This window comes from Burkholderia sp. MR1-5-21, assembly GCF_053427715.1.
In genome coordinates this window covers 15,161-32,146 of the sequence record NZ_JBSAXD010000015.1, presented here as the reverse complement: position 1 = coordinate 32,146, position 16,986 = coordinate 15,161, and the positions used below count along the sequence as shown (strand labels likewise).

General features: G+C 68.0%; 17 protein-coding genes. 2 read left to right on the top strand and 15 right to left on the bottom strand.

Translation table 11 applies throughout. The features are described 5' to 3' along the window. Positions 1–107: 107 nt before the first annotated feature. Complete coding sequence (locus tag ACV229_RS20825; RefSeq protein WP_448084989.1) at positions 108–1,316, bottom strand: acetamidase/formamidase family protein; 1,209 nt, start codon at positions 1,314–1,316, stop codon at positions 108–110. A gap of 36 nt (positions 1,317–1,352) precedes the next feature. Further along, positions 1,353–1,850: a GlcG/HbpS family heme-binding protein gene (locus ACV229_RS20820; RefSeq protein ID WP_448084988.1), complete on the bottom strand. Its 498-nt coding sequence runs from the start codon at positions 1,848–1,850 to the stop codon at positions 1,353–1,355. A 335-nt stretch (positions 1,851–2,185) separates the two neighbouring features. Here ACV229_RS20820 and ACV229_RS20815 point away from each other — a divergent pair, with 335 nt between their 5' ends. After that, positions 2,186–2,377, top strand: coding sequence for a hypothetical protein (locus ACV229_RS20815; protein WP_448084987.1), 192 nt, complete (start codon positions 2,186–2,188; stop codon positions 2,375–2,377). A 121-nt stretch (positions 2,378–2,498) separates the two neighbouring features. Here the strand turns inward: ACV229_RS20815 and ACV229_RS20810 are convergent, their stop codons facing one another. The 6 genes from ACV229_RS20810 to ACV229_RS20785 all read right to left on the bottom strand — a co-directional run bounded on the left by ACV229_RS20810 (position 2,499) and on the right by ACV229_RS20785 (position 9,766). Then, complete coding sequence (locus tag ACV229_RS20810) at positions 2,499–3,629, bottom strand: hypothetical protein (protein ID WP_448084986.1); 1,131 nt, start codon at positions 3,627–3,629, stop codon at positions 2,499–2,501. An 88-nt stretch (positions 3,630–3,717) separates the two neighbouring features. Next, positions 3,718–4,824, bottom strand: coding sequence for a porin (locus ACV229_RS20805; protein ID WP_448084985.1), 1,107 nt, complete (start codon positions 4,822–4,824; stop codon positions 3,718–3,720). 358 nt (positions 4,825–5,182) lie between these two features. Continuing rightward, positions 5,183–6,190, bottom strand: coding sequence for an ABC transporter permease (locus ACV229_RS20800; protein ID WP_448084984.1), 1,008 nt, complete (start codon positions 6,188–6,190; stop codon positions 5,183–5,185). Beyond that, a complete protein-coding gene (locus tag ACV229_RS20795; RefSeq protein ID WP_448084983.1) occupies positions 6,187–7,167 on the bottom strand; it encodes an ABC transporter permease in 981 nt (326 codons plus the stop codon). The genes ACV229_RS20800 and ACV229_RS20795 overlap by 4 nt, the downstream gene beginning before the upstream one ends. After that, on the bottom strand, positions 7,167–8,681 hold the full coding sequence (locus ACV229_RS20790; RefSeq protein WP_448084982.1) for a sugar ABC transporter ATP-binding protein: 1,515 nt from the start codon (positions 8,679–8,681) through the stop codon (positions 7,167–7,169). Before ACV229_RS20790 ends, ACV229_RS20795 begins: the two co-directional genes overlap by 1 nt. An 86-nt stretch (positions 8,682–8,767) precedes the next feature. After that, positions 8,768–9,766, bottom strand: coding sequence for a sugar ABC transporter substrate-binding protein (locus tag ACV229_RS20785; protein ID WP_448084981.1), 999 nt, complete (start codon positions 9,764–9,766; stop codon positions 8,768–8,770). Between the two features lie 518 nt (positions 9,767–10,284). Between ACV229_RS20785 and ACV229_RS20780 the strand changes: the two genes are divergently transcribed. Further along, a complete protein-coding gene (locus tag ACV229_RS20780) occupies positions 10,285–11,334 on the top strand; it encodes a LacI family DNA-binding transcriptional regulator (protein WP_448084980.1) in 1,050 nt (349 codons plus the stop codon). Between the two features lie 117 nt (positions 11,335–11,451). Here ACV229_RS20780 and ACV229_RS20775 read toward each other — a convergent pair whose 3' ends face one another. From ACV229_RS20775 to ACV229_RS20745, 7 genes are all read right to left on the bottom strand, one after another. Continuing rightward, entirely contained in the window at positions 11,452–12,243 is a 792-nt protein-coding gene (locus ACV229_RS20775) for a helix-turn-helix domain-containing protein (protein ID WP_448084979.1), read from the bottom strand. A 14-nt stretch (positions 12,244–12,257) separates the two neighbouring features. Beyond that, on the bottom strand, positions 12,258–12,608 hold the full coding sequence (locus ACV229_RS20770; protein WP_448084978.1) for a cupin domain-containing protein: 351 nt from the start codon (positions 12,606–12,608) through the stop codon (positions 12,258–12,260). Then, complete coding sequence (locus ACV229_RS20765) at positions 12,605–13,594, bottom strand: quinone oxidoreductase family protein (RefSeq protein WP_448084977.1); 990 nt, start codon at positions 13,592–13,594, stop codon at positions 12,605–12,607. The genes ACV229_RS20770 and ACV229_RS20765 overlap by 4 nt, the downstream gene beginning before the upstream one ends. A gap of 49 nt (positions 13,595–13,643) precedes the next feature. Then, on the bottom strand, positions 13,644–14,522 hold the full coding sequence (locus ACV229_RS20760) for a 3-keto-5-aminohexanoate cleavage protein (RefSeq protein ID WP_448084976.1): 879 nt from the start codon (positions 14,520–14,522) through the stop codon (positions 13,644–13,646). A gap of 16 nt (positions 14,523–14,538) precedes the next feature. After that, entirely contained in the window at positions 14,539–15,288 is a 750-nt protein-coding gene (locus tag ACV229_RS20755) for an SDR family NAD(P)-dependent oxidoreductase (protein ID WP_448084975.1), read from the bottom strand. A gap of 13 nt (positions 15,289–15,301) precedes the next feature. Beyond that, on the bottom strand, positions 15,302–16,216 hold the full coding sequence (locus ACV229_RS20750) for a dioxygenase family protein (protein WP_448084974.1): 915 nt from the start codon (positions 16,214–16,216) through the stop codon (positions 15,302–15,304). A 336-nt stretch (positions 16,217–16,552) separates the two neighbouring features. Next, entirely contained in the window at positions 16,553–16,897 is a 345-nt protein-coding gene (locus ACV229_RS20745) for a hypothetical protein (RefSeq protein WP_448084973.1), read from the bottom strand. Between the last annotated feature and the right edge of the window lie 89 nt (positions 16,898–16,986).

Genomic DNA, 16,986 nt, shown 5'->3' with positions numbered 1-16,986 from the left:
CCTGCCTCCTTGCGGCACGCGCGCGTCCGGAACCCGAACGACCGCGCGGCCGCATGCACACACAAAACGAACGATGCGTCGTGCACTACGCGTGCACCAGGCGCGCACTAGGCACGCACGTACGCGGAAATGCGCCGCTGCAGCTCGGCCGAGAAGATCCGCTTCGGCAACATGCAGTGGATGCCCTTCGGCGGCACGGTCGCGTAGACGGTATGGGTCTGGTTCGCGTACTGCGTCACGCGGAAGCTGCCCGCCACGCTGTAGATGCCGTAGCAGTCTTCGGGCGCGATGCCGGTGGCGGCCGACAGCCAGCCGATCATCTGCCGCAGGCACGCGACGAGCGCGCTTTCGAGGCTGTCGGAGAAGCCGAAGCCGATCCAGTGCTCGGGCGTTTCCGCCATCGGACCGTCGAGCCCCTTCTGCTTGTGCAGCACGAACTGGATCCGCATTTCCTCGAACGCGGTTTCGATCGACGTCTGGTCGACGTTGCCTTCGCCGGACGCGCCCATCGAGCCGCCCGTCCACACGCGCGCGCCGGCCGTATGCACCGGCAGGAACACCGAGCTGCCGACGTTCAGCACCGCGCAGTCGAGGTTGCCGCCATAGCTGCCCGCGAGGTTCGCACTGGTCGGCCGGTCGCCGGGCGGCTGCGTGCCGAGATAGGCCTGGAACGGCTTCAGTGGAATGTTGACGCCCGGCACGTACGACGCGTAAGTGCGCTGATCGTCGAACTTCAGATAGCGCAGGTACGGCGCGAAGTCGTGCGGCAGCGCGCCGACTCCGGGTGGCGCCGAGTTCCAGCCCCAGTCGATCGGCCGCATCTTCAGCAGCCGGCACTCGACGAGATCGCCCGGCTGCGCGCCGTCGATCGCAACCGGCCCGATCAGCGAGAACGCGCCGTTCGGATACTTCTTGCGGATCGGCTCGCGCTCCTTGAACGTCATCCCGTACTTCGCTTCGTTGCCCCAGTTGGTCCATGTGCCGTCGTACCACACGGTGTCGCCCGAGCGGACCGTCACTGCGGACGGGGTGCCCGGCTCCATCCGGCCGACCTGCACCGTGTCCCACGACGGCACGAGACGCACGATCTTGCCGCCCGGCAACGGCCGCATCGCGCTGCCGCTTGCGGACGCCGCGCCCGTTGCGGCGCGCGCGGCGCCCGCGAACCCGGTTGCGCCCGCCGCGAGCGCGCCGAAACCAAGCTTGAGCATCGTGCGCCGGCAGAGCGCGGTGCCGTCCTGCGTCGTCGCGCGCGCCGGTTCGATGCCGTTCGCGTCGACGTCGTACTGACCGGATTTATCCGTGGTGTTTTTCATAAGTCATCCTGATATGTTTTCAATGAAGAGACGCCGTCATCGCGCGACTCGCGCGCCGAACGTCTCGATGGCTTCCTTGATTACTTCGTCGTCGATCGCGGAAGGCGCGCCGCCCGCGCCGACCGCCCCCAGCAGGTGTCCGTCCTGGAACACCGGAAACACGCCCCGCGCGGGCAGGAACGGCGCGTAATACGCGGCGCCGGATACGTTGCTGTACTCCGACGGGTCGTCGCGATAACGCTGCTCGAGCGTCGCGCCGGACTGGCCGCCGAGCGCGACGGACGCGAACGCCTTGCCGCGCGCGAAGTCGAGCGTCGCGAACGGTGCGCCGTCCATCCGCACCGCCGCGAGCAGATGGCCGCCCGGATCGACCACCGCGAAACTCATCGCGAGATGCCGCGCGTTGGCGGCCGCCACCGCGATGCCGAGCAGCTTCTGCGTTTGCGCATAGCTGAGCGCGTAGCTCGTCGTCGGCGCGGGCGCGGCCTGCTGCGCATTCGCGCCCGGCGCGACACCCGCGCAACTGGCCGCCACGGCGACTGCGCATGCCGCTCGACGCGCTCGACGAAACGGGAACCTGACGTTCGACTTCATCACTTCGTTGTCTCCAACCATTCGTGTTACACCGCAGCGTACGGGCCGATCGTCGAATTCCGTTGACCGTAAAGCCCGGGCGCTTACCAGCAAGTCCGAAAAATCCCGGCACGTGCATCGCGTTTCCGTCACGGCCGCCGTGGCCGGCAATCGAACGCATGCGCGACACGCTTTCATTTCCGGCCACGATTCAGGGTATTCACGTATAAATGCGGACCGCCGGCGCTGCCTAGCCTAGATTCAGGCGCTCTCGACAGGGCGCCCGGAGAATCGCCATGAAGATCTGGATACTCGGTGCCGCATTCGCGCTCGGTGCATTCGCGACGGCAACGTCCGGTGCGCACGAGCACTTCCACGTCCATCACGAACACACGTACCCGCGATACCACCCGCCTTCCCAACAGCAGCAGACCCCGGGGAATGCAGCGCAGCCATCGCCCGGCACGACCGCGCCACAGCCGACCTGAGCCCGGTGCAGCAACGCCCCCGGTTCCGGCGAAAAAAACCCGCGAGGCGGCCGCTCACGCGCCTCGCGGGAAAGCCGCAGCCCGTCACTGGAGATAGCTGCCCGTCACGCCGGTACGCCGGTTACTCCGTGGCGAACACCGACACGCCGGTGCCTTCGAACTGCGGGGACGGTCCCTTCGCGAACGGGACGAACACGTGGTGCGATTCGCCGTCCACCGCCACCGAGTGCGACCCGGTTCCCGTCGGCACGACGGCGACGAGGCTGCGCGTGCTCGCGTCGACGATGCCGAGCGCCGGATCGAACTTCGCGGCCTTGTTGCCGACCTGCGACACGTTGTTCGCCGAATGGTGGCCGGCGGCCAGGAAGTAGCGGTTCGACACCGGGTCGTAGACGGCCTCGTCGGTGCCGCCGAACGGCAGCTCGGCGAGCGGCGTGCCGTTGGTGCGATCGATGATCACGGTGGTCTGCTTGCCGCCTTCATCCGGATCGCAGCCGATCAGCGCATCGTTGCCCGGCCCGATCGCGATGCCGGTCGGCCCTTCGCAGCCCTTCAGCTTGAACACGGCCGCCACTTCCGGCTTGCCTTCGAGCACCGCCTTCACCGGAATCAGGTCGACTTCACCCTTCGGGTTCGCCTTCGTGCCGTCGTTGTTCAGCATGAAGTTCTGCGCCTTCGGGTCGTACGCGCAGGCCTCGAGGCCGGTCGAATCCTTCAGCGGCAGCTTCGCGATCACCGACTGCGTATCCGTGTTGATGAACGTCGCGAACGGCGGCTCCTCAGCACCGCTCGAGAACATCACGACGTGGTGAACGGGATCGAGGCACCCTTCGTCGGCGCGCACGCCCGACGTGCTGACCTCGATGCGCTTGACGAGCTGCTTCGACGCGACGTCGACGACCTTGACGGAATTCACGTCGCCGACATAAACGATCGACGACCCCGGGATCGGGATCACGCCGGACGGCCCCGACTTGTCGTGGGTCGGCCCGATGCCGGCGAAATCGGCGTTGATCCGGTCGCGCAGCGTCATCGTCTTCGCATCGAATACGTCCAGCGTCGCGTTCGAGCCGTCGGCCAGGTAGTAGTTACCGTCCGACGCCGCGCTGATGTCGAAGCCGAACGGCTTCGCGCTCGTCACCGGAATGTTCGAGATCAGCTTCGGCCCGTTGCCGGGCGCATCGCTCGCCCATGCCATCGCGCCTGCCGCGACGGCGCCCGCCAGTGCGGCCACGTAAATGACTTTTTTCATGTTTCGACTCCTCCAACCTCGTGTTGATGTGTCCGGCCTGCGCCGGGATGGAAACCCGTGTTCTGCGCTGCGCGCTCGGCGCTCACGCTCAGAAGGTGTGGTAGATGCCGACGCGCACGTCGCCCTGCTTGCCGGTCAGCGACGGCGCGAAGCTCGCGCCGATCACGGCGTCCACGCCGGCCGATGCCTTCAGGTAATCGCCCGACACGTAGACCTGCGTGCGCTTCGACAGCGCATACAGTGCGGCTGCCGTGACCTGGTTCCACGCATGCCCCTCGAACCCCGTGTGCTGATAGCCGCCGACGAGCTGGAACGCGGGCGTCACCTGCCAGCTCGCGCCGCCTTCGTAGACATGCATCACCGATTTCGTGTCGAGATACTTCAGGACCGTGTTGCTGTAGTTGCCGTACACGGTGACGTCGCCGATCGCATACGACGCGCCGACGCCCAGCGTGCCGAGCGAGCGGATCTGGAACTCGGGCGCGAGATCGGTCGCGACGTTGTCGGTCACGCTCGCGACCTGCTGGCCGAAGAACGAATGCACGCCGATCTGCGCGTACGGATCGATCGTCGGCGTTGCAACGTACGTATAGGCGGCCGCGATCGTCAGCGGCCCGTTCGCGTACTGCGCGCCCGCGCTCCAGCCGCTGTTGTCGTGGAAGCTGCCCGGCGTGTTGCTGAAGCCGTACATCGCGCCGAACGACAGCCCGCCGAACAGCGTCGGGCTCGTGTACTTGATCGAGTTCTTCAGGCGGTCGTTGTTCGTACGGTCGAAGTCGCCCTGGTGGATCGCATAGCCGCTGCCTGACGAACTGACGTTGAACTGGCCGAAGTAGTCGGCGCTGAAATCGAACTGGTTGCCGAGCGTGATCGTGCCGTACGGCGTTTCGACGCCGACCCACGACTGCTGCCCGAACAGCGTGTTCGGCTGGTTCAGTTCGCCGTTGTTCAGGTTGAAGAGCGACGACAGCTTGAACACCGCCTTGTAGCCGGCGCCGAGATCCTCGTGGCCGGACAGGATCCACAGGTTCGGAAACAGCACGCCGCTATCCATCTTCGTGTTCGAGTGGCCGCCCTCGTTCGTCACGTAGGTAATGCCTTCGTCGAGCTTGCCCGACAGCGTGACGCTGCTCTGTGCCATCGCGGTGCCGCTCAGCGCCGTACCCACCAGCGCGGCGATCATTTTTCTCTTCATCTCCACCTTTCCCCTCCATGTTTCCGGCCACCGGCCGGACGTTGATCGCAAACGAACTCCAATACATTTGCACTACGAATTGTTTTTCTGTCGTGTCAAGCCGTCGCGTGAGGAAGTATCGAATCCGGTCAGGTCCGCCGCATCCGCTCGATCGGTTCTCGTCTCTTCCGCCCCGGCAACCTGCACGCCGCATCGTTAACTCGATGTTAGACAGGCACTGGCGAGAACACCTCGCCGATCAGTCTCGCCGCTTGTCAAATCGTCTCTTTGTTATGTCCGGTCCCGAAGCGGCGACGGGATCGGACGGATGCGCGGACGCGATCGAACGCGTCGCGCACCTCGCGAAGTCAGCGAGAAGTCAGCTTTTGCGGCCGCCCTGCCGCCGCGCGAGCGCATCGGCCAGCACCGCGAGCAGCAGGATTGCGCCGACCATCATCGGCTGCCAGTTCGCATCGAGATTCAGCAGGTTCATCCCGTCGATCACGAGCGACAGGATCACGCAACCGAACAGCGTGCCGACCAGCGTGCCGGTGCCGCCGAACAACGACGCGCCGCCGATCAGGATCGCGGCGATCGCCGGCAGCAGGATCGGCTCGCCCATCGCGGAATCCGCCGCATTGACGCGCGCCAGATAGACGATCGCCGCGATGCCGGCCATCAGGCCGCTGATCGTGTAGACCGCGATGCGACGCCGGCGCACCGGAATTCCGGAAAGACGCGCGGCCTCGGCATTCGCGCCGATCGCATAGATCTCGCGGCCGAAATTGAGGCACGCGGTGACGATCGTGCCGCCGGCCAGCACGATCAGCATCATGTAGACCGGCAGCGGCACGCCGAGCCAGAACCCGGTGCCGAGCGCGCGGAACCCCGCCGGAAAGCCGAAGATCTCGTTGCCGCCCATGTAGTGGAACGCGAGCCCCTGGACGATCCACAGCATCCCGTACGTCGCGAGAAACGGCGGCAGCCGCAGCAGCGTGACGGCCAGACCGTTCAGCAGTCCGATCGATGTGCCGCAGGCCATCGCGATTGCGACCGCCAGCAGCGGCGAGCCGCCGGCCTTCATCGTCCCCGCCGCGAGGCACGCGGACAGCGTCAGGTTCGCCGCGATCGACAGGTCGAAGCCGCCCGACAGGATCACGAGCGTGAGCCCCGACGCCAGCAGGAACATCAGGCTCGCCTGCCGCAGCACGTTGAGCAGGTTCGCCGACGTCGCGAAGCCGTCGGTTGCGATCGTGAGCGCCAGCGCGATCGCGGCGACCAGCAGCAGCCGGTAGATCAGCGCGGCGGTTTCGTCGCGAACGTGGCGGCGGACGTCGAGCCGGCCGACTTGGCTCAGCACGAACCGGGAAGGATTCTGGATACTCATGCGTGCGCTCCGAGGAAACGGGATTTGCGAAGGCTGTCGACGAGAATGACGAGCAGGACCAGCACGCCGACGGACACCACCTGCAGCGACGACTCGACGCCGAGCAGGTTGAGCGCATTGCGCAGCATGCCGATCGTCACGACGCCCAGCACGGTGCCGGTGAGCCAGCCGTCGCCGCGTTCGAACGACGTGCCGCCGAGCACGACGGCGGCGATCGCGTCGAACTCGATGCCGATCGCCGCGTTCGGCTCGGCCGCGTTCATCCGGCCGACGAGCAGCAGCGCGGCGAGCCCGGCGAACAGTCCGCTCAGCACGTAGATCGCGACGTGGAACACCTTCGCGTTGACGCCGGCCAGCGTCAGCGCATCGCGGTTGCCGCCGATCGCGAACACGTAGGTGCCGAACTTCGTGTGATAGAGCAGCAGATGCGTGAGCGCCCACGCGGCGAGCGCGCAGACGATCGGAAACGGAATCCCGGCGATCGACGACGCGTAGAGCCCGGCCACCGACGGCGTCGCGACCACGACCGCGTTGCCGTCGGTCAGCACCAGCGCGATGCCGCGTGCGATGCCGAGCATCCCGAGCGTGACGACGAACGGCGGCAGGCCGAGCCGCGCGACAAGCGTGCCGTTCACGCCGCCGGCCAGCGCGCCGACGCCCGCCGCCGCGAGCAGCGCGGGCACGACGCCGGCGCCCGTTGCGAGCGTCTGCGCGAATACGACGCCGCCGAGGCTCAGCACCGCGCCGACCGACAGGTCGAGCCCTTCGCTGAGGATCACGAGCGTCATCGGCATCGCGATCACGACGAGCATCGCGATCTGCAGGCCGATGTCCGACAGGTTGCCGCCGGACGCGAAGCCCGGCACCCCGAGCGCCGCCGCTACCGCGAGCGCGGCGCTCGCCCAGACGATCGACGGCAGCGGCCGCCGCCGCCGCGCCGCCGCGCGCTGTCCTTGCTGTTGTCCATTCGTATTCATCAGGCCTCCTCATGCATCGCGAGCGCGAGGATGTTGCGCTCGCTCAAGCGGTCTCGCGGCAGCTCGCCGGAGATCGCACCTTCCCGCATCACGTATGCGCGATCGCACACGTGCACGATCTCCGACAGCTCCGAACTGATCAGCAGCACCGCCGCGCCCCCTTCGACGAGGCGTTCGATCAGCGCGAAGATCTCGGTCTTCGCGCCGATGTCGATGCCGCGGGTCGGCTCGTCGAAGATGAACAGCCGGCACCCGGCAGCGAGCCATTTGCCGATCACGATCTTCTGCTGGTTGCCACCGCTCAGGAACTGCGCGCGCTTGGCCGGGTCGCCGGGCGCGATCCGCAGCGAATCGATCAGCTCGCGCGTCGCGCGCCGGGCCTCTTCCGCGCGGTACCAGCCCTTAGGAAACAGCCGCCACAGGCTCGCGGCAAGCAGGTTCTCGTGCACCGAGCGCGTGAGCGCGAGCCCTTCGTGCTTGCGGTTTTCCGGAATCAGGCCGACGCCGCGCGCGGCGATCTTGTGCGGCCCGCCCGTCACCGCTTCGCCGAAGATCTCGACACGGCCGCCCTGGATCGGGTCCGCGCCGAACACGGCCCGCACGACCTCCGAGCGCCCGGCGCCGACGAGCCCGGACAGGCCGACGATCTCGCCGCACCGCACGTGCAGGTCGACGCCCTTCACGCCGGTCGCGGTCGTCAGCTGCTGCACGTCGAGCGCGATGTCGCCCGGCTCGCCGATGTAGCGCCGCTGGTAGACGGTGCCGACCGAGCGGCCGACCATCAGCGCGATCAGTTCGTCGGGGGTCGTGTCGGCGGCCGGCATCGACTTCACGAGGCGACCGTCGCGCAGCACGGTCACGCGATCGCCGAGATCGAACACCTCCTTCATCCGGTGCGAAATGTAGACGATCGCGACGCCCGCATCGCGCAGCCGGTGCACGACCGCGAACAGCGCGTCGGCCTCGCGGTCCGAGATCGCGGCCGTGGGCTCGTCCATCACGAGCACGCGCGCATCGTGCGACAGCGCCTTCGCGATCTCGACCATCTGCTGCTGCGCGACGCCGAGCTCGGCGGCCTGCATGCGCGTGTCGTACGCGAGCCCCAGTTCGCCGAGCACGGCCGCGGCGTCCGCGTGCATCCGGCGATGATCGACGAGGCCGAAGCGGTTGCGCGGCTCGCGCCCGAGATAGATGTTCTGCGCGATCGACAGATGCGGGACGAGCGAGAACTCCTGGAAGATCACCGCGATGCCGAGCCGCTTCGCATCGGCGGGCGAGCCGATTGAGACCGGCTCGCCGTCGAAGAAGAACTCACCTTCATCGGCGCGGTATGCGCCGAACAGCACCTTCATCAGCGACGATTTGCCGGCGCCGTTTTCGCCGAGCAGCATGTGCACTTCGCCCGGATACAGTTGCAAGTCGACGTCCGACAGCGCGCGCACGCCCGGAAAGCTCTTGCAGATCTTGCGCAACTCGAGCCGCGGCACCGTCGGGGCCGAAGTCGTGGTTTCCATGTTTTCCCCCAGGAGGTGGACGGCGCGGTCGGAAGCGCGGCACGATGCGCGCCTCGCCGCGCATCGTCGCTCCCGGCGCCGTCACGTCAGTTGCTGACGACGTCGCCCCATGCCGGACACTGCCGCTGGTCGCCCGGCAGCTCGAACGGCGCGTAGTTCGTCTTGTCGATCACGATGCCCTTGATCAGCACGGTTGGCGGCACCGGCTCGTGGCGCAGCGTGCGCACCGCAGCCATCGTCGCGATGCAGCCCATCTTGAAGCCGTTGAACTCCGCGGTCGCGAGCAGACGCCCGTCCTTGATCGCCTTCACCGATTCCGGCACGCCGCCGATGCCGACGACTTTCGTGTCCTTGCGGCCGGCCGCTTCGAGCGCCTCGATCGCGCCCATCGCCATCACGTCCGCCGCGGCGAGCACGCCGTCGATCTTCGGATTCGACTGGATCAGGTTCTCCGTCACCTGCAGCGCCTGCAGCCGCTGGTAGTTCGCGGGCTGCGACGCGAGCAGGTGCACGTTCGGGAATTCCGCAAGCGCCTGCCGGAAGCCGCGTACGCGTTCGTCGCTCGTCGTCGAGCCCTTCACGCCTTCGAGGATCACGACATTGCCCTTGCCGCCGAGGCTCGTGAACAGATAGCGGGCGACGTCATGGCCGAGGTTGAAGTCGTCTGCGACGACGACCGACGCGAACTTGCCGCCGGCGACGCGATCGTTGTAGTTGACGACGGGGATGCCGATTCCGTTGATCTTCTCGATCGCCGGCACCACGCCGCGCGGGTTGACGCCCATGAACAGCACCGCGCCGGGCTTGCGGACGCTCACGTCCTCGAGCTCGCTCAACTGTTCGCCTAGATCGTTCGGGCGCGTCGGCGCGTAGTGCGTGACGGACACGCCGAGCCGCTTCGCGGCCGAATCGACGCCCGCATGCACGAGCGCGAAATGCGGATCGACCTGGTTCTTGTAGAACGCGGCGAGCGTCTCGTTCGCCGCGAGAGCGCTGTTGCCGTTGCTGAGGCCCAGCGCGATGACGCATCCGAGCGCCATACGCACGCCGGACCACTTGCCTGAAGCTGCCTGTCTGCGTTTCAAGTCCGTCTCCTTCCACCTGTTCGTTCGCTTCGGCCGGGCTGCCCGCGCGTCCTCGCGTGCCCGCGTGCTCCGGCGCGACACCATCCGTCGCGCTGCCGGTCCGCCGGGCGGCCCGATACTTGTCGATACCCGTTGATACTTATGCAACCGTTTGCATATCCGGACGCAAAGATCCGGCCGGTAGTGAATCATGCACGCGACCTGCGGCCGCCTCACGCGCCAGCCACCCGACGGATCTGCAACCGCGCCGATTTCAAAAGGCGCCGACGCCTATTCGTCTGATCTTTCGTGCCGGATGAATGCGCGGTCCCGCACGGTCATGTGTCACGCCCGTCTGCATCCGCGTCATTCGTGATCCGAAGTTGCGGATGACTTCAATGCAAACGTATGCATATACTAGCGCTGCGCAATCCGTTGTCAATGCGTACTCGCCGCCGTAATCACTAGGGTTTTTACCTGCAACATTGATGGCAACCCTTTGCACCGATACAATCGGCGCACATCCACCGACCCGTTCCATGACCACGACATCCGATACGCGCGGCGCCGGCCGCGTCACGATCCGCGAAGTGGCGGCCGCCGCTTCCGTCAACGCATCGACCGTCTCCCGCGTGCTGAACCCTGCGACGCGCCACCTGATCGGCGACGAAGTCGTGCGCCGCGTGCTGGCCGCCGCGAAATCGCTCGGCTATCGGCAGAACCGGCTCGCGTCGGCGCTGCGCGGCGGGCAGTCGCACGTGATCGGCGTGTGCCTGCCGGATATCGAGAACCCGGTGTTTCCGCCGATCGTCTGCGGCATCGAGGAAGCACTCGCGGCCGGCGGGTACGGCGTGCTGATCTCGAACATCGTCGGCAAGCCGAAGGACCAGGAACGCATGCTCGAGCAGATGCTCGAGCGGCAGGTCGACGGGCTCGTGCTGGCGACGGCCGCGCGGCAGGATCCGCTCGTGCGCCGCTGCCTGCTCGACGGCGTGCCGGTCGTGCTCGTCAATCGCGGCGAGGACGGCGGGCAAGTGCCCGAGGTGGTCAACGACGATTTCCTGTCGATGCGGCTCGCCGTCGAGCACCTCGTCGGGCTCGGCCACACATGCATCGCGCACCTGTCCGGCCCCGAGCGGCTCGCCACCGGCCTGTCGCGCCTGCAGGGCTTCCAGATCGCGACGCACCAGCACGGCGTGACCGGCAGCGTCGTCGTCGAGGCCGCGGAGTTCACGCGCGAAGCGGGGCGCGCCGCGTGCGAGCAGCTGCTCGACGCGCATCCGCAAGTGACCGCGATCATCGCGGCGAACGACCTGATCGCGCTCGGTTGCTACGACGTGTTCGCCGCGCGCGGGATCGCGTGCCCGGCCGACATCTCGGTGATCGGCCACAACGACATGCCGCTCGTCGACATGCTGCACCCGCCGCTGACGACGCTGCGGATCCAGCATCGCGAGATGGGCCGCCAGGCGGCCCGGCTGCTGCTCGGGCGGATCGCGACGCCCGGCGCCGCGCCGCTGCGCATCACGCTGCCGCCGGAACTGATGGTGCGCGGCTCCACGGCGCCGCCGCGCGCCGCGTCCAGGTAAGCCGCAGACGTCTCACGCGAGCGCATCGCGCCATCCAGGCAATCGGCAGACGCCTCTCGCGGACGTATCACATCATCCAGGCAATCCGCAGATGCCTCTCGCAGGCACAACAGCACATCATTCGGTGCGCGCGCCGTCCCGCGCGGCCCGCTGCGCGAGCCAATGGTGAGGGGCACGGCCGACGCGCGCCTTGAAGAACGTCGAGAACGCGCTCGGCGTGAAGCCGAGCGCACGCGCGGCCGCGGCGACCGGCATGCCGAGCGCCAGCGCGCACATCGCGCCGCCGGCCTGGACGGTTTGCCGCCAACGCCCGGTGCTGATGCCCAGTTCGTCGACGAACAGCCGGTGCAGCGTCCGTTCGCTGATGCCCGCCCGTGCGGCGACGGCGTCGAGCCGCGTGTCGCGGCCAGGGTCCAGGATCATCGCGTCGCACAGCGGCGCGATGCGGCTCACCGGTGACGGCATGTCGATCGCGAGTTCCCATGCGCCGTCGCGTGCCGCCGCATCGAGCTCGTCGAGCAGCAGCGCGGCGAACGCCGCCGGAGAACGCGCAAGCGCGCCGCGTCCGCTGTCGGACAGCAGCGACGTCAGCACGTCCGAGCAGCGGGCGATCCGGCGCGAATGCACATGCGCGGCGCTCGACGCCGGCGCAACGCGCAGCTCGCGCAGCGCAGCGCCGTACGGCGCATAGAGCCGGTGCGCGACCGACGGCGGCAGCCACACGCCGCCGCCGCGGATCACGCAATGCGCGCGCCGCGCGCTGCCGATCCACACGCCGCCGCTCAGCACCTGCACGAAGCGGCCGCCGGCGTCCGCTTCGACGGTGTGCCGCGTGCCCGGCTCGAACCGGATCTCCGACAGCCGGCAGGCGTCGTCATCGTCGGGCCGCGCATCGTGCGGCGCTGGCATGCGATCGGCCGCCGTCACTGCGAAGCGGGCCGCAGCAGCGGCATCGCGAGCAGGATCATCGCGGGGCGGTTCGTGCGGTTGTGCAGCGCACGCGGCTCGCCGGGCGCGAGACGGCACGAATCGAAGCGGCGCATCACGACCTCGCCGTCGTTCGACTCCACGCAGACTTCACCGTCGAGCACCACGTAGTGCTTCTCGACCGGCGACGCGTCCAGCAACGTGTGCCCGCCCGGCTCGAGCGTCGACACGCCGAGCCATAGCGATTCGGCGGGCCCCGCCTCGTGCCCCTGCAACCGCACGCAGCGCATCAGGAAGTGATGGCTGGGGAAATACTGCGGCGCGTCGCCGAAGCGGGTCACGTTCATGGCTTGAGCAGCACGCGTTGCGCCGCACCGCGATACACGGCCTGATACGCGTGCGCGGCGTCATCGAGATCGAACACGTATTCGTCGTCGATCGGAAACGGCTTCAACGCGCCGCGTTCGAACGCGGGCAGCAGCTCGTCGAGGATCGCCGCACCGCGGCGCGCGTCGAGCGCGAGCGTATCGATCCCGACATATGTGTGCTGGCCGCGATAGAACGCGAAGATGTCGAACGGCACCGGCCGCTCGATCGTCGAGATGAAGATCTGCGTGCCGCCCGTCGCCATCGCGCGGTTCGCGCGCTCGAAATACGGGCTGCCCACCGTGTTGTAGACGATGTCCGCGCCGTGCCCGTTCGTGACGTCGCGCACGACTTCGTCGAGGTTGTGCGACGACGCGTCGATCATCAGCACCTTGTCGCTCGCGTGGCCAATGTCAGACTGCACCCCGGGCTGCCCCGCGCGCTCGACGCCGATCACCTGCGCGCCCGCCATCGTCGCGAGCTGGATCGCCGCCTGCCCGACCTTGCCGTTCGCGCCGAGCACGAGCACGACGTCGCCCGCTTTCGCGCCGCCGGCGCGCCGCAGCCCTTCGAACGCCGTGATGAAAGGCACGCCGATCGCGCCCGCTTCGTCCATCGTCAGGTTGACCGGCTTCTCGCGCACGCTGTGCGCGGGCACGACGAGGTAGCGCGCATGCGTGCCGTCACGCCGGATCCCGAGTTCGCCGCCGCTGCCCCACACTGCCCTGCCGACGAGCGCCTCCGGCCCGTCGATCACGCGGCCCGCGTAGTCGCGGCCCGGCGTGCGCGGCCACACCGCGTGCGGCATGAAGCCGAGCACGGCCTTCACGTCGCTCGGGTTGACCGCCGCGCTCGCGATCTCGACGAGGCAATCGGCGTCGCCGCAGGCCGGCATGGTTTGCGTCTCGATCGCCAGCGAAAGCGAATCGATGTCTTTGCTCTTTTCCTGAACGCGGATGTTCTTCAAGCTTGTTCTCCCCTACGGTGTGTTTTCAGTCTGTTTTCACACGGAACGCTCATGCGAGCCCCAGCATGTCGCGCGCTTCGCGGCTGGTGGCCACCTCGCCGCCGAGCATCGTCACGATGTCCTTCGCACGCGCGACCAGCGCCGCATTGCTGTCGGCGAGCACGCCCTTCTCGAGGTACAGGTTGTCCTCGAACCCGACCCGCACATGCCCGCCCGCGAGCCAGGCCTGCGCGACCATCGGAAACTCGTAGCGGCCGATCCCGAACGCGGACCAGATCGCACCGGGCGGCAACAGGCCGCGCGCATAGAGCAGCGTCTCCGGCGAGGCCGCGAAGCCGTACTTGACGCCCGTCACGAGCGTCCACAGGCCCGGGCCGTCGAGCACGCCCGACGCGATCAGGTCGCGCGCCAGATGGATGTCGCCCGAATCGAAGATCTCGAGCTCCGGCTTCACGCCCGCCTCGCGAATCACGTTCGCCATCCGCTCGACGTTCTTCGGCGTGTTGATCACGACCTCCGCGCCGGAATTCATCGTGTTCAGGTCGAGGCTGCAGATGTCCGGCTTCAGCTCGAGAATGTGCTCGACGCGCTTCTCGGGCGGCAGCAGCGTCGTGCCGGGCGCGGCGACCTTCGGATCGTCGTCGCTCGGGATGAAGCGTCCGCCGGGGCCGGTCGTCAGGTTGATGATCAGTGCGCGGTCGACCGCGCGAATGCGCTCGATGACTTCGCGGTACAGGCGCACGTCCATCGACGGGCGGCCGGTTTGCGGATCGCGCACGTGAATGTGCACCGCGGCCGCGCCGGCCTGCGCGGCCTCGAGCGACGCGTCGGCGATCTGCTCCGGCGTGACCGGCAGGCGCGGGTGCTGGTCGGGCCGCGTGATGTTGCCGGTGATCGCGCAGGTGATCAGGGTCTTGCGTGCATGCATGTCGTTCTCCTGTCCGTCAGTTCAGCCGCCGGCCGCCGTCGACGACAATCGTCACGCCCGTGCTGAACGTGAGCTGCGTCGCGCACGCCTCGATCGCGGCGGCAACGTCGTCCGGCGCGCCGATCCGGCCGAGCGGCGTGGTCGCGGCCGCCTTGTCGTTGAAATCGTCGCCGCGCCCCGGCACGAAACCGGTGTCGACGACGCCCGGCGACACGTTGAGCACGCGGATCCGCGGCGCGAGCGCGCGGCCGAGCGCGACCGTCATCACGTCGAGGCCGGCCTTCGCCGCGCAGTACGCGATGTTGCTGCCGACGCCCGTCGTCGCCGCGATCGACGACACGTTGACCACGACGCCGCTGCCGGACGCATCGAGCAGCGTGCGGAACGCGCGGATCGCCGCGAACTGGCCGCGCCAGTTCACCTTCATGATGTCGTCGATCAGCTCGTCGGTCAGCGCATCGAGGTCGGCGTGCCTGACCGCCTTCGTGAAGCCCGATGCGTTCACGAGAATGTCGGCGCGTCCTTCGCGCTCGCGCACGTCGTCGGCCAGCGCGTTCAGCGCGGCGCTGTCCGTGATCGACGCGACCGCGCCGCGATGCCCGTCGCCGGGCAACCCGGCGGCCACCTGGCGGGCCTTCTCCGCGTCGTGCTGGCCGACCACGACCACACGCGCGCCGGCCCGCGCGAACCGCATCGCGGTCGCGGCGCCGATGCCTCCCGTACCGCCGAACACGACGGCCACTTTTCCTTGCAGCATGCTGGTCATCGACAATTCCTCATCATTTGATCGGCGGCGTCGGGTACGTCGGCGTCCCTTCGGCCAGGATGAAATCGAAATCGAGCGTGTAGTACGCGACGTGCTGGTCCGAGTGCGGGCCGGTGCCGGCCGTGTAGTACTCGAACGTGCCGACGAGGCGGCGATTCACGCCGAACACGACGTCGGTGTCCAGATGGTCGGAATCGTCGGCGAACACCTGCGACACGAGCGTCGCGTAGCCGTCTGCGACGATCACGAAATGCAGGTGCGCGGGGCGGTAAGGATGGCGCTGCTGGGCGGCGAGCAACGCGCCGACCGGACCGTCCGTCGGCACCGGATAGCCTGCCGGACGCACGCTGCGGAAGCTGAACGCGCCGTCGGCATCCGTGCGGAAGCGGCCGCGCAGGTTGTGGTCGGGCTGGCTGTCGTCCTGGTTCTCGTACAGGCCGACCGGCGACGCCTGCCACACGTCCACCTGCGCATTCGCGACCGGCAGGCCGCGCGTGTCGAGCACGCGCGCACGGACGAACAGCGGCGCGCCGGGCGACCCGTCGCACGCGATGCAATGGTCGCTGTCGTACGCCGGGGCGCCGCCGCGATAGAACGGCCCCAGCAACGCGCCCGGCGTCCGCCCGCTCGCATCCGCGTTGTTCAGCAACGCCACCAGCGTCGAGAAACCCAGCACGTCGGCGAGCAGCACGACTTCGTTGTGGCGGTCGTTGCACGCCTGCCCGACCTCGCGCAGGAACGCGAGCCCCTGTTCGAACTCCGCGTCGGTCAAGCGCACCTGCTTCAGGAACGCGTGCCCGTGCTCGACGAGCGCATCGACGATTTCCTTCAGACGCGCATCCTGCGTGCCGGACATTGCCGCCTTCACGATCGACGTGACCGAAGCCACGTCGTCGATGATTCCGTTCGGTCGATCTATCGTTGACATGATATCCTTTTTGCAATCGTTTGCATAAGTTGATGCAAATATACACGCCAGCGCGGTGCGTTGAACAGAGCGTTAACCCTGAAAATTCATTTGGCAAAGGGAGATGGAGTCTGCCGAATGCGCAAGGATTTCGGCAATCGTTTGCACTCGGATGGGCGTCACGCCCGGGGAAACGGGTGCGGGTGCGGGTGCGGGTGCGGGTGCGGGTGCGGGTGCGGGTGCGGGTGCGGGTGCGGGTGCGGGTGCGGGTGCGGGTGCGGGTGCGGGTGCGGGTGCGGGTGCGTACGACACGGCGCCGCTGCGCGCGGGCGCCGTGTCGTCGCGGCATTCACGCCATCACTGCGACGGGGCAGTCGTCCCGGCGCCGCCGGCGGCAGCCTTGGCCGCCGCGGCCTTGCGCTCGGCGTTCTGGAGATTCTCCGGGTAGTCGTTCTGGTTGCCGCCGTTCATACGATAGCCGTTCTTCTCGAGCGTGCTCAGTTCCGCGTTGCGCTTCGCCCGCGCGGCCTTGCGGGCCGCCTTGCGTTGCGCCTTGCGAACCTGCTTCGCCGACGCGGCGCTCATCGGCACGGAAGCCGCTTGCGTCGCATCCTGCGCGGCGGCGACCGGCGGGTCGACGAGCGTCAGACCGATCGATGCCGCCACCGCCACCACTGCCGAGACCACGCGAATCCGGATCATGGCAAGTTCTCCTTTGTGTCGTGAATTGTCGATTGTCGAAAGACGGCGCGTACGCACACGAGGTGGCACACGGCGGCGGCCGGCGTCGT

Excerpts from the sequence above, each read along its gene's own strand:
- ACV229_RS20825 (WP_448084989.1), bottom strand. The coding sequence starts at position 1,316 with ATGAAAAACACCACGGATAAATCCGGTCAGTACGACGTCGACGCGAAC.
- ACV229_RS20815 (WP_448084987.1), top strand. The coding sequence starts at position 2,186 with ATGAAGATCTGGATACTCGGTGCCGCATTCGCGCTCGGTGCATTCGCG.
- ACV229_RS20810 (WP_448084986.1), bottom strand. The coding sequence starts at position 3,629 with ATGAAAAAAGTCATTTACGTGGCCGCACTGGCGGGCGCCGTCGCGGCA.
- ACV229_RS20805 (WP_448084985.1), bottom strand. The coding sequence starts at position 4,824 with ATGAAGAGAAAAATGATCGCCGCGCTGGTGGGTACGGCGCTGAGCGGC.
- ACV229_RS20800 (WP_448084984.1), bottom strand. The coding sequence starts at position 6,190 with ATGAGTATCCAGAATCCTTCCCGGTTCGTGCTGAGCCAAGTCGGCCGG.
- ACV229_RS20795 (WP_448084983.1), bottom strand. The coding sequence starts at position 7,167 with ATGAATACGAATGGACAACAGCAAGGACAGCGCGCGGCGGCGCGGCGG.
- ACV229_RS20790 (WP_448084982.1), bottom strand. The coding sequence starts at position 8,681 with ATGGAAACCACGACTTCGGCCCCGACGGTGCCGCGGCTCGAGTTGCGC.
- ACV229_RS20780 (WP_448084980.1), top strand. The coding sequence starts at position 10,285 with ATGACCACGACATCCGATACGCGCGGCGCCGGCCGCGTCACGATCCGC.
- ACV229_RS20775 (WP_448084979.1), bottom strand. The coding sequence starts at position 12,243 with ATGCCAGCGCCGCACGATGCGCGGCCCGACGATGACGACGCCTGCCGG.
- ACV229_RS20770 (WP_448084978.1), bottom strand. The coding sequence starts at position 12,608 with ATGAACGTGACCCGCTTCGGCGACGCGCCGCAGTATTTCCCCAGCCAT.
- ACV229_RS20760 (WP_448084976.1), bottom strand. The coding sequence starts at position 14,522 with ATGCATGCACGCAAGACCCTGATCACCTGCGCGATCACCGGCAACATC.
- ACV229_RS20755 (WP_448084975.1), bottom strand. The coding sequence starts at position 15,288 with ATGACCAGCATGCTGCAAGGAAAAGTGGCCGTCGTGTTCGGCGGTACG.
- ACV229_RS20750 (WP_448084974.1), bottom strand. The coding sequence starts at position 16,216 with ATGTCAACGATAGATCGACCGAACGGAATCATCGACGACGTGGCTTCG.
- ACV229_RS20745 (WP_448084973.1), bottom strand. The coding sequence starts at position 16,897 with ATGATCCGGATTCGCGTGGTCTCGGCAGTGGTGGCGGTGGCGGCATCG.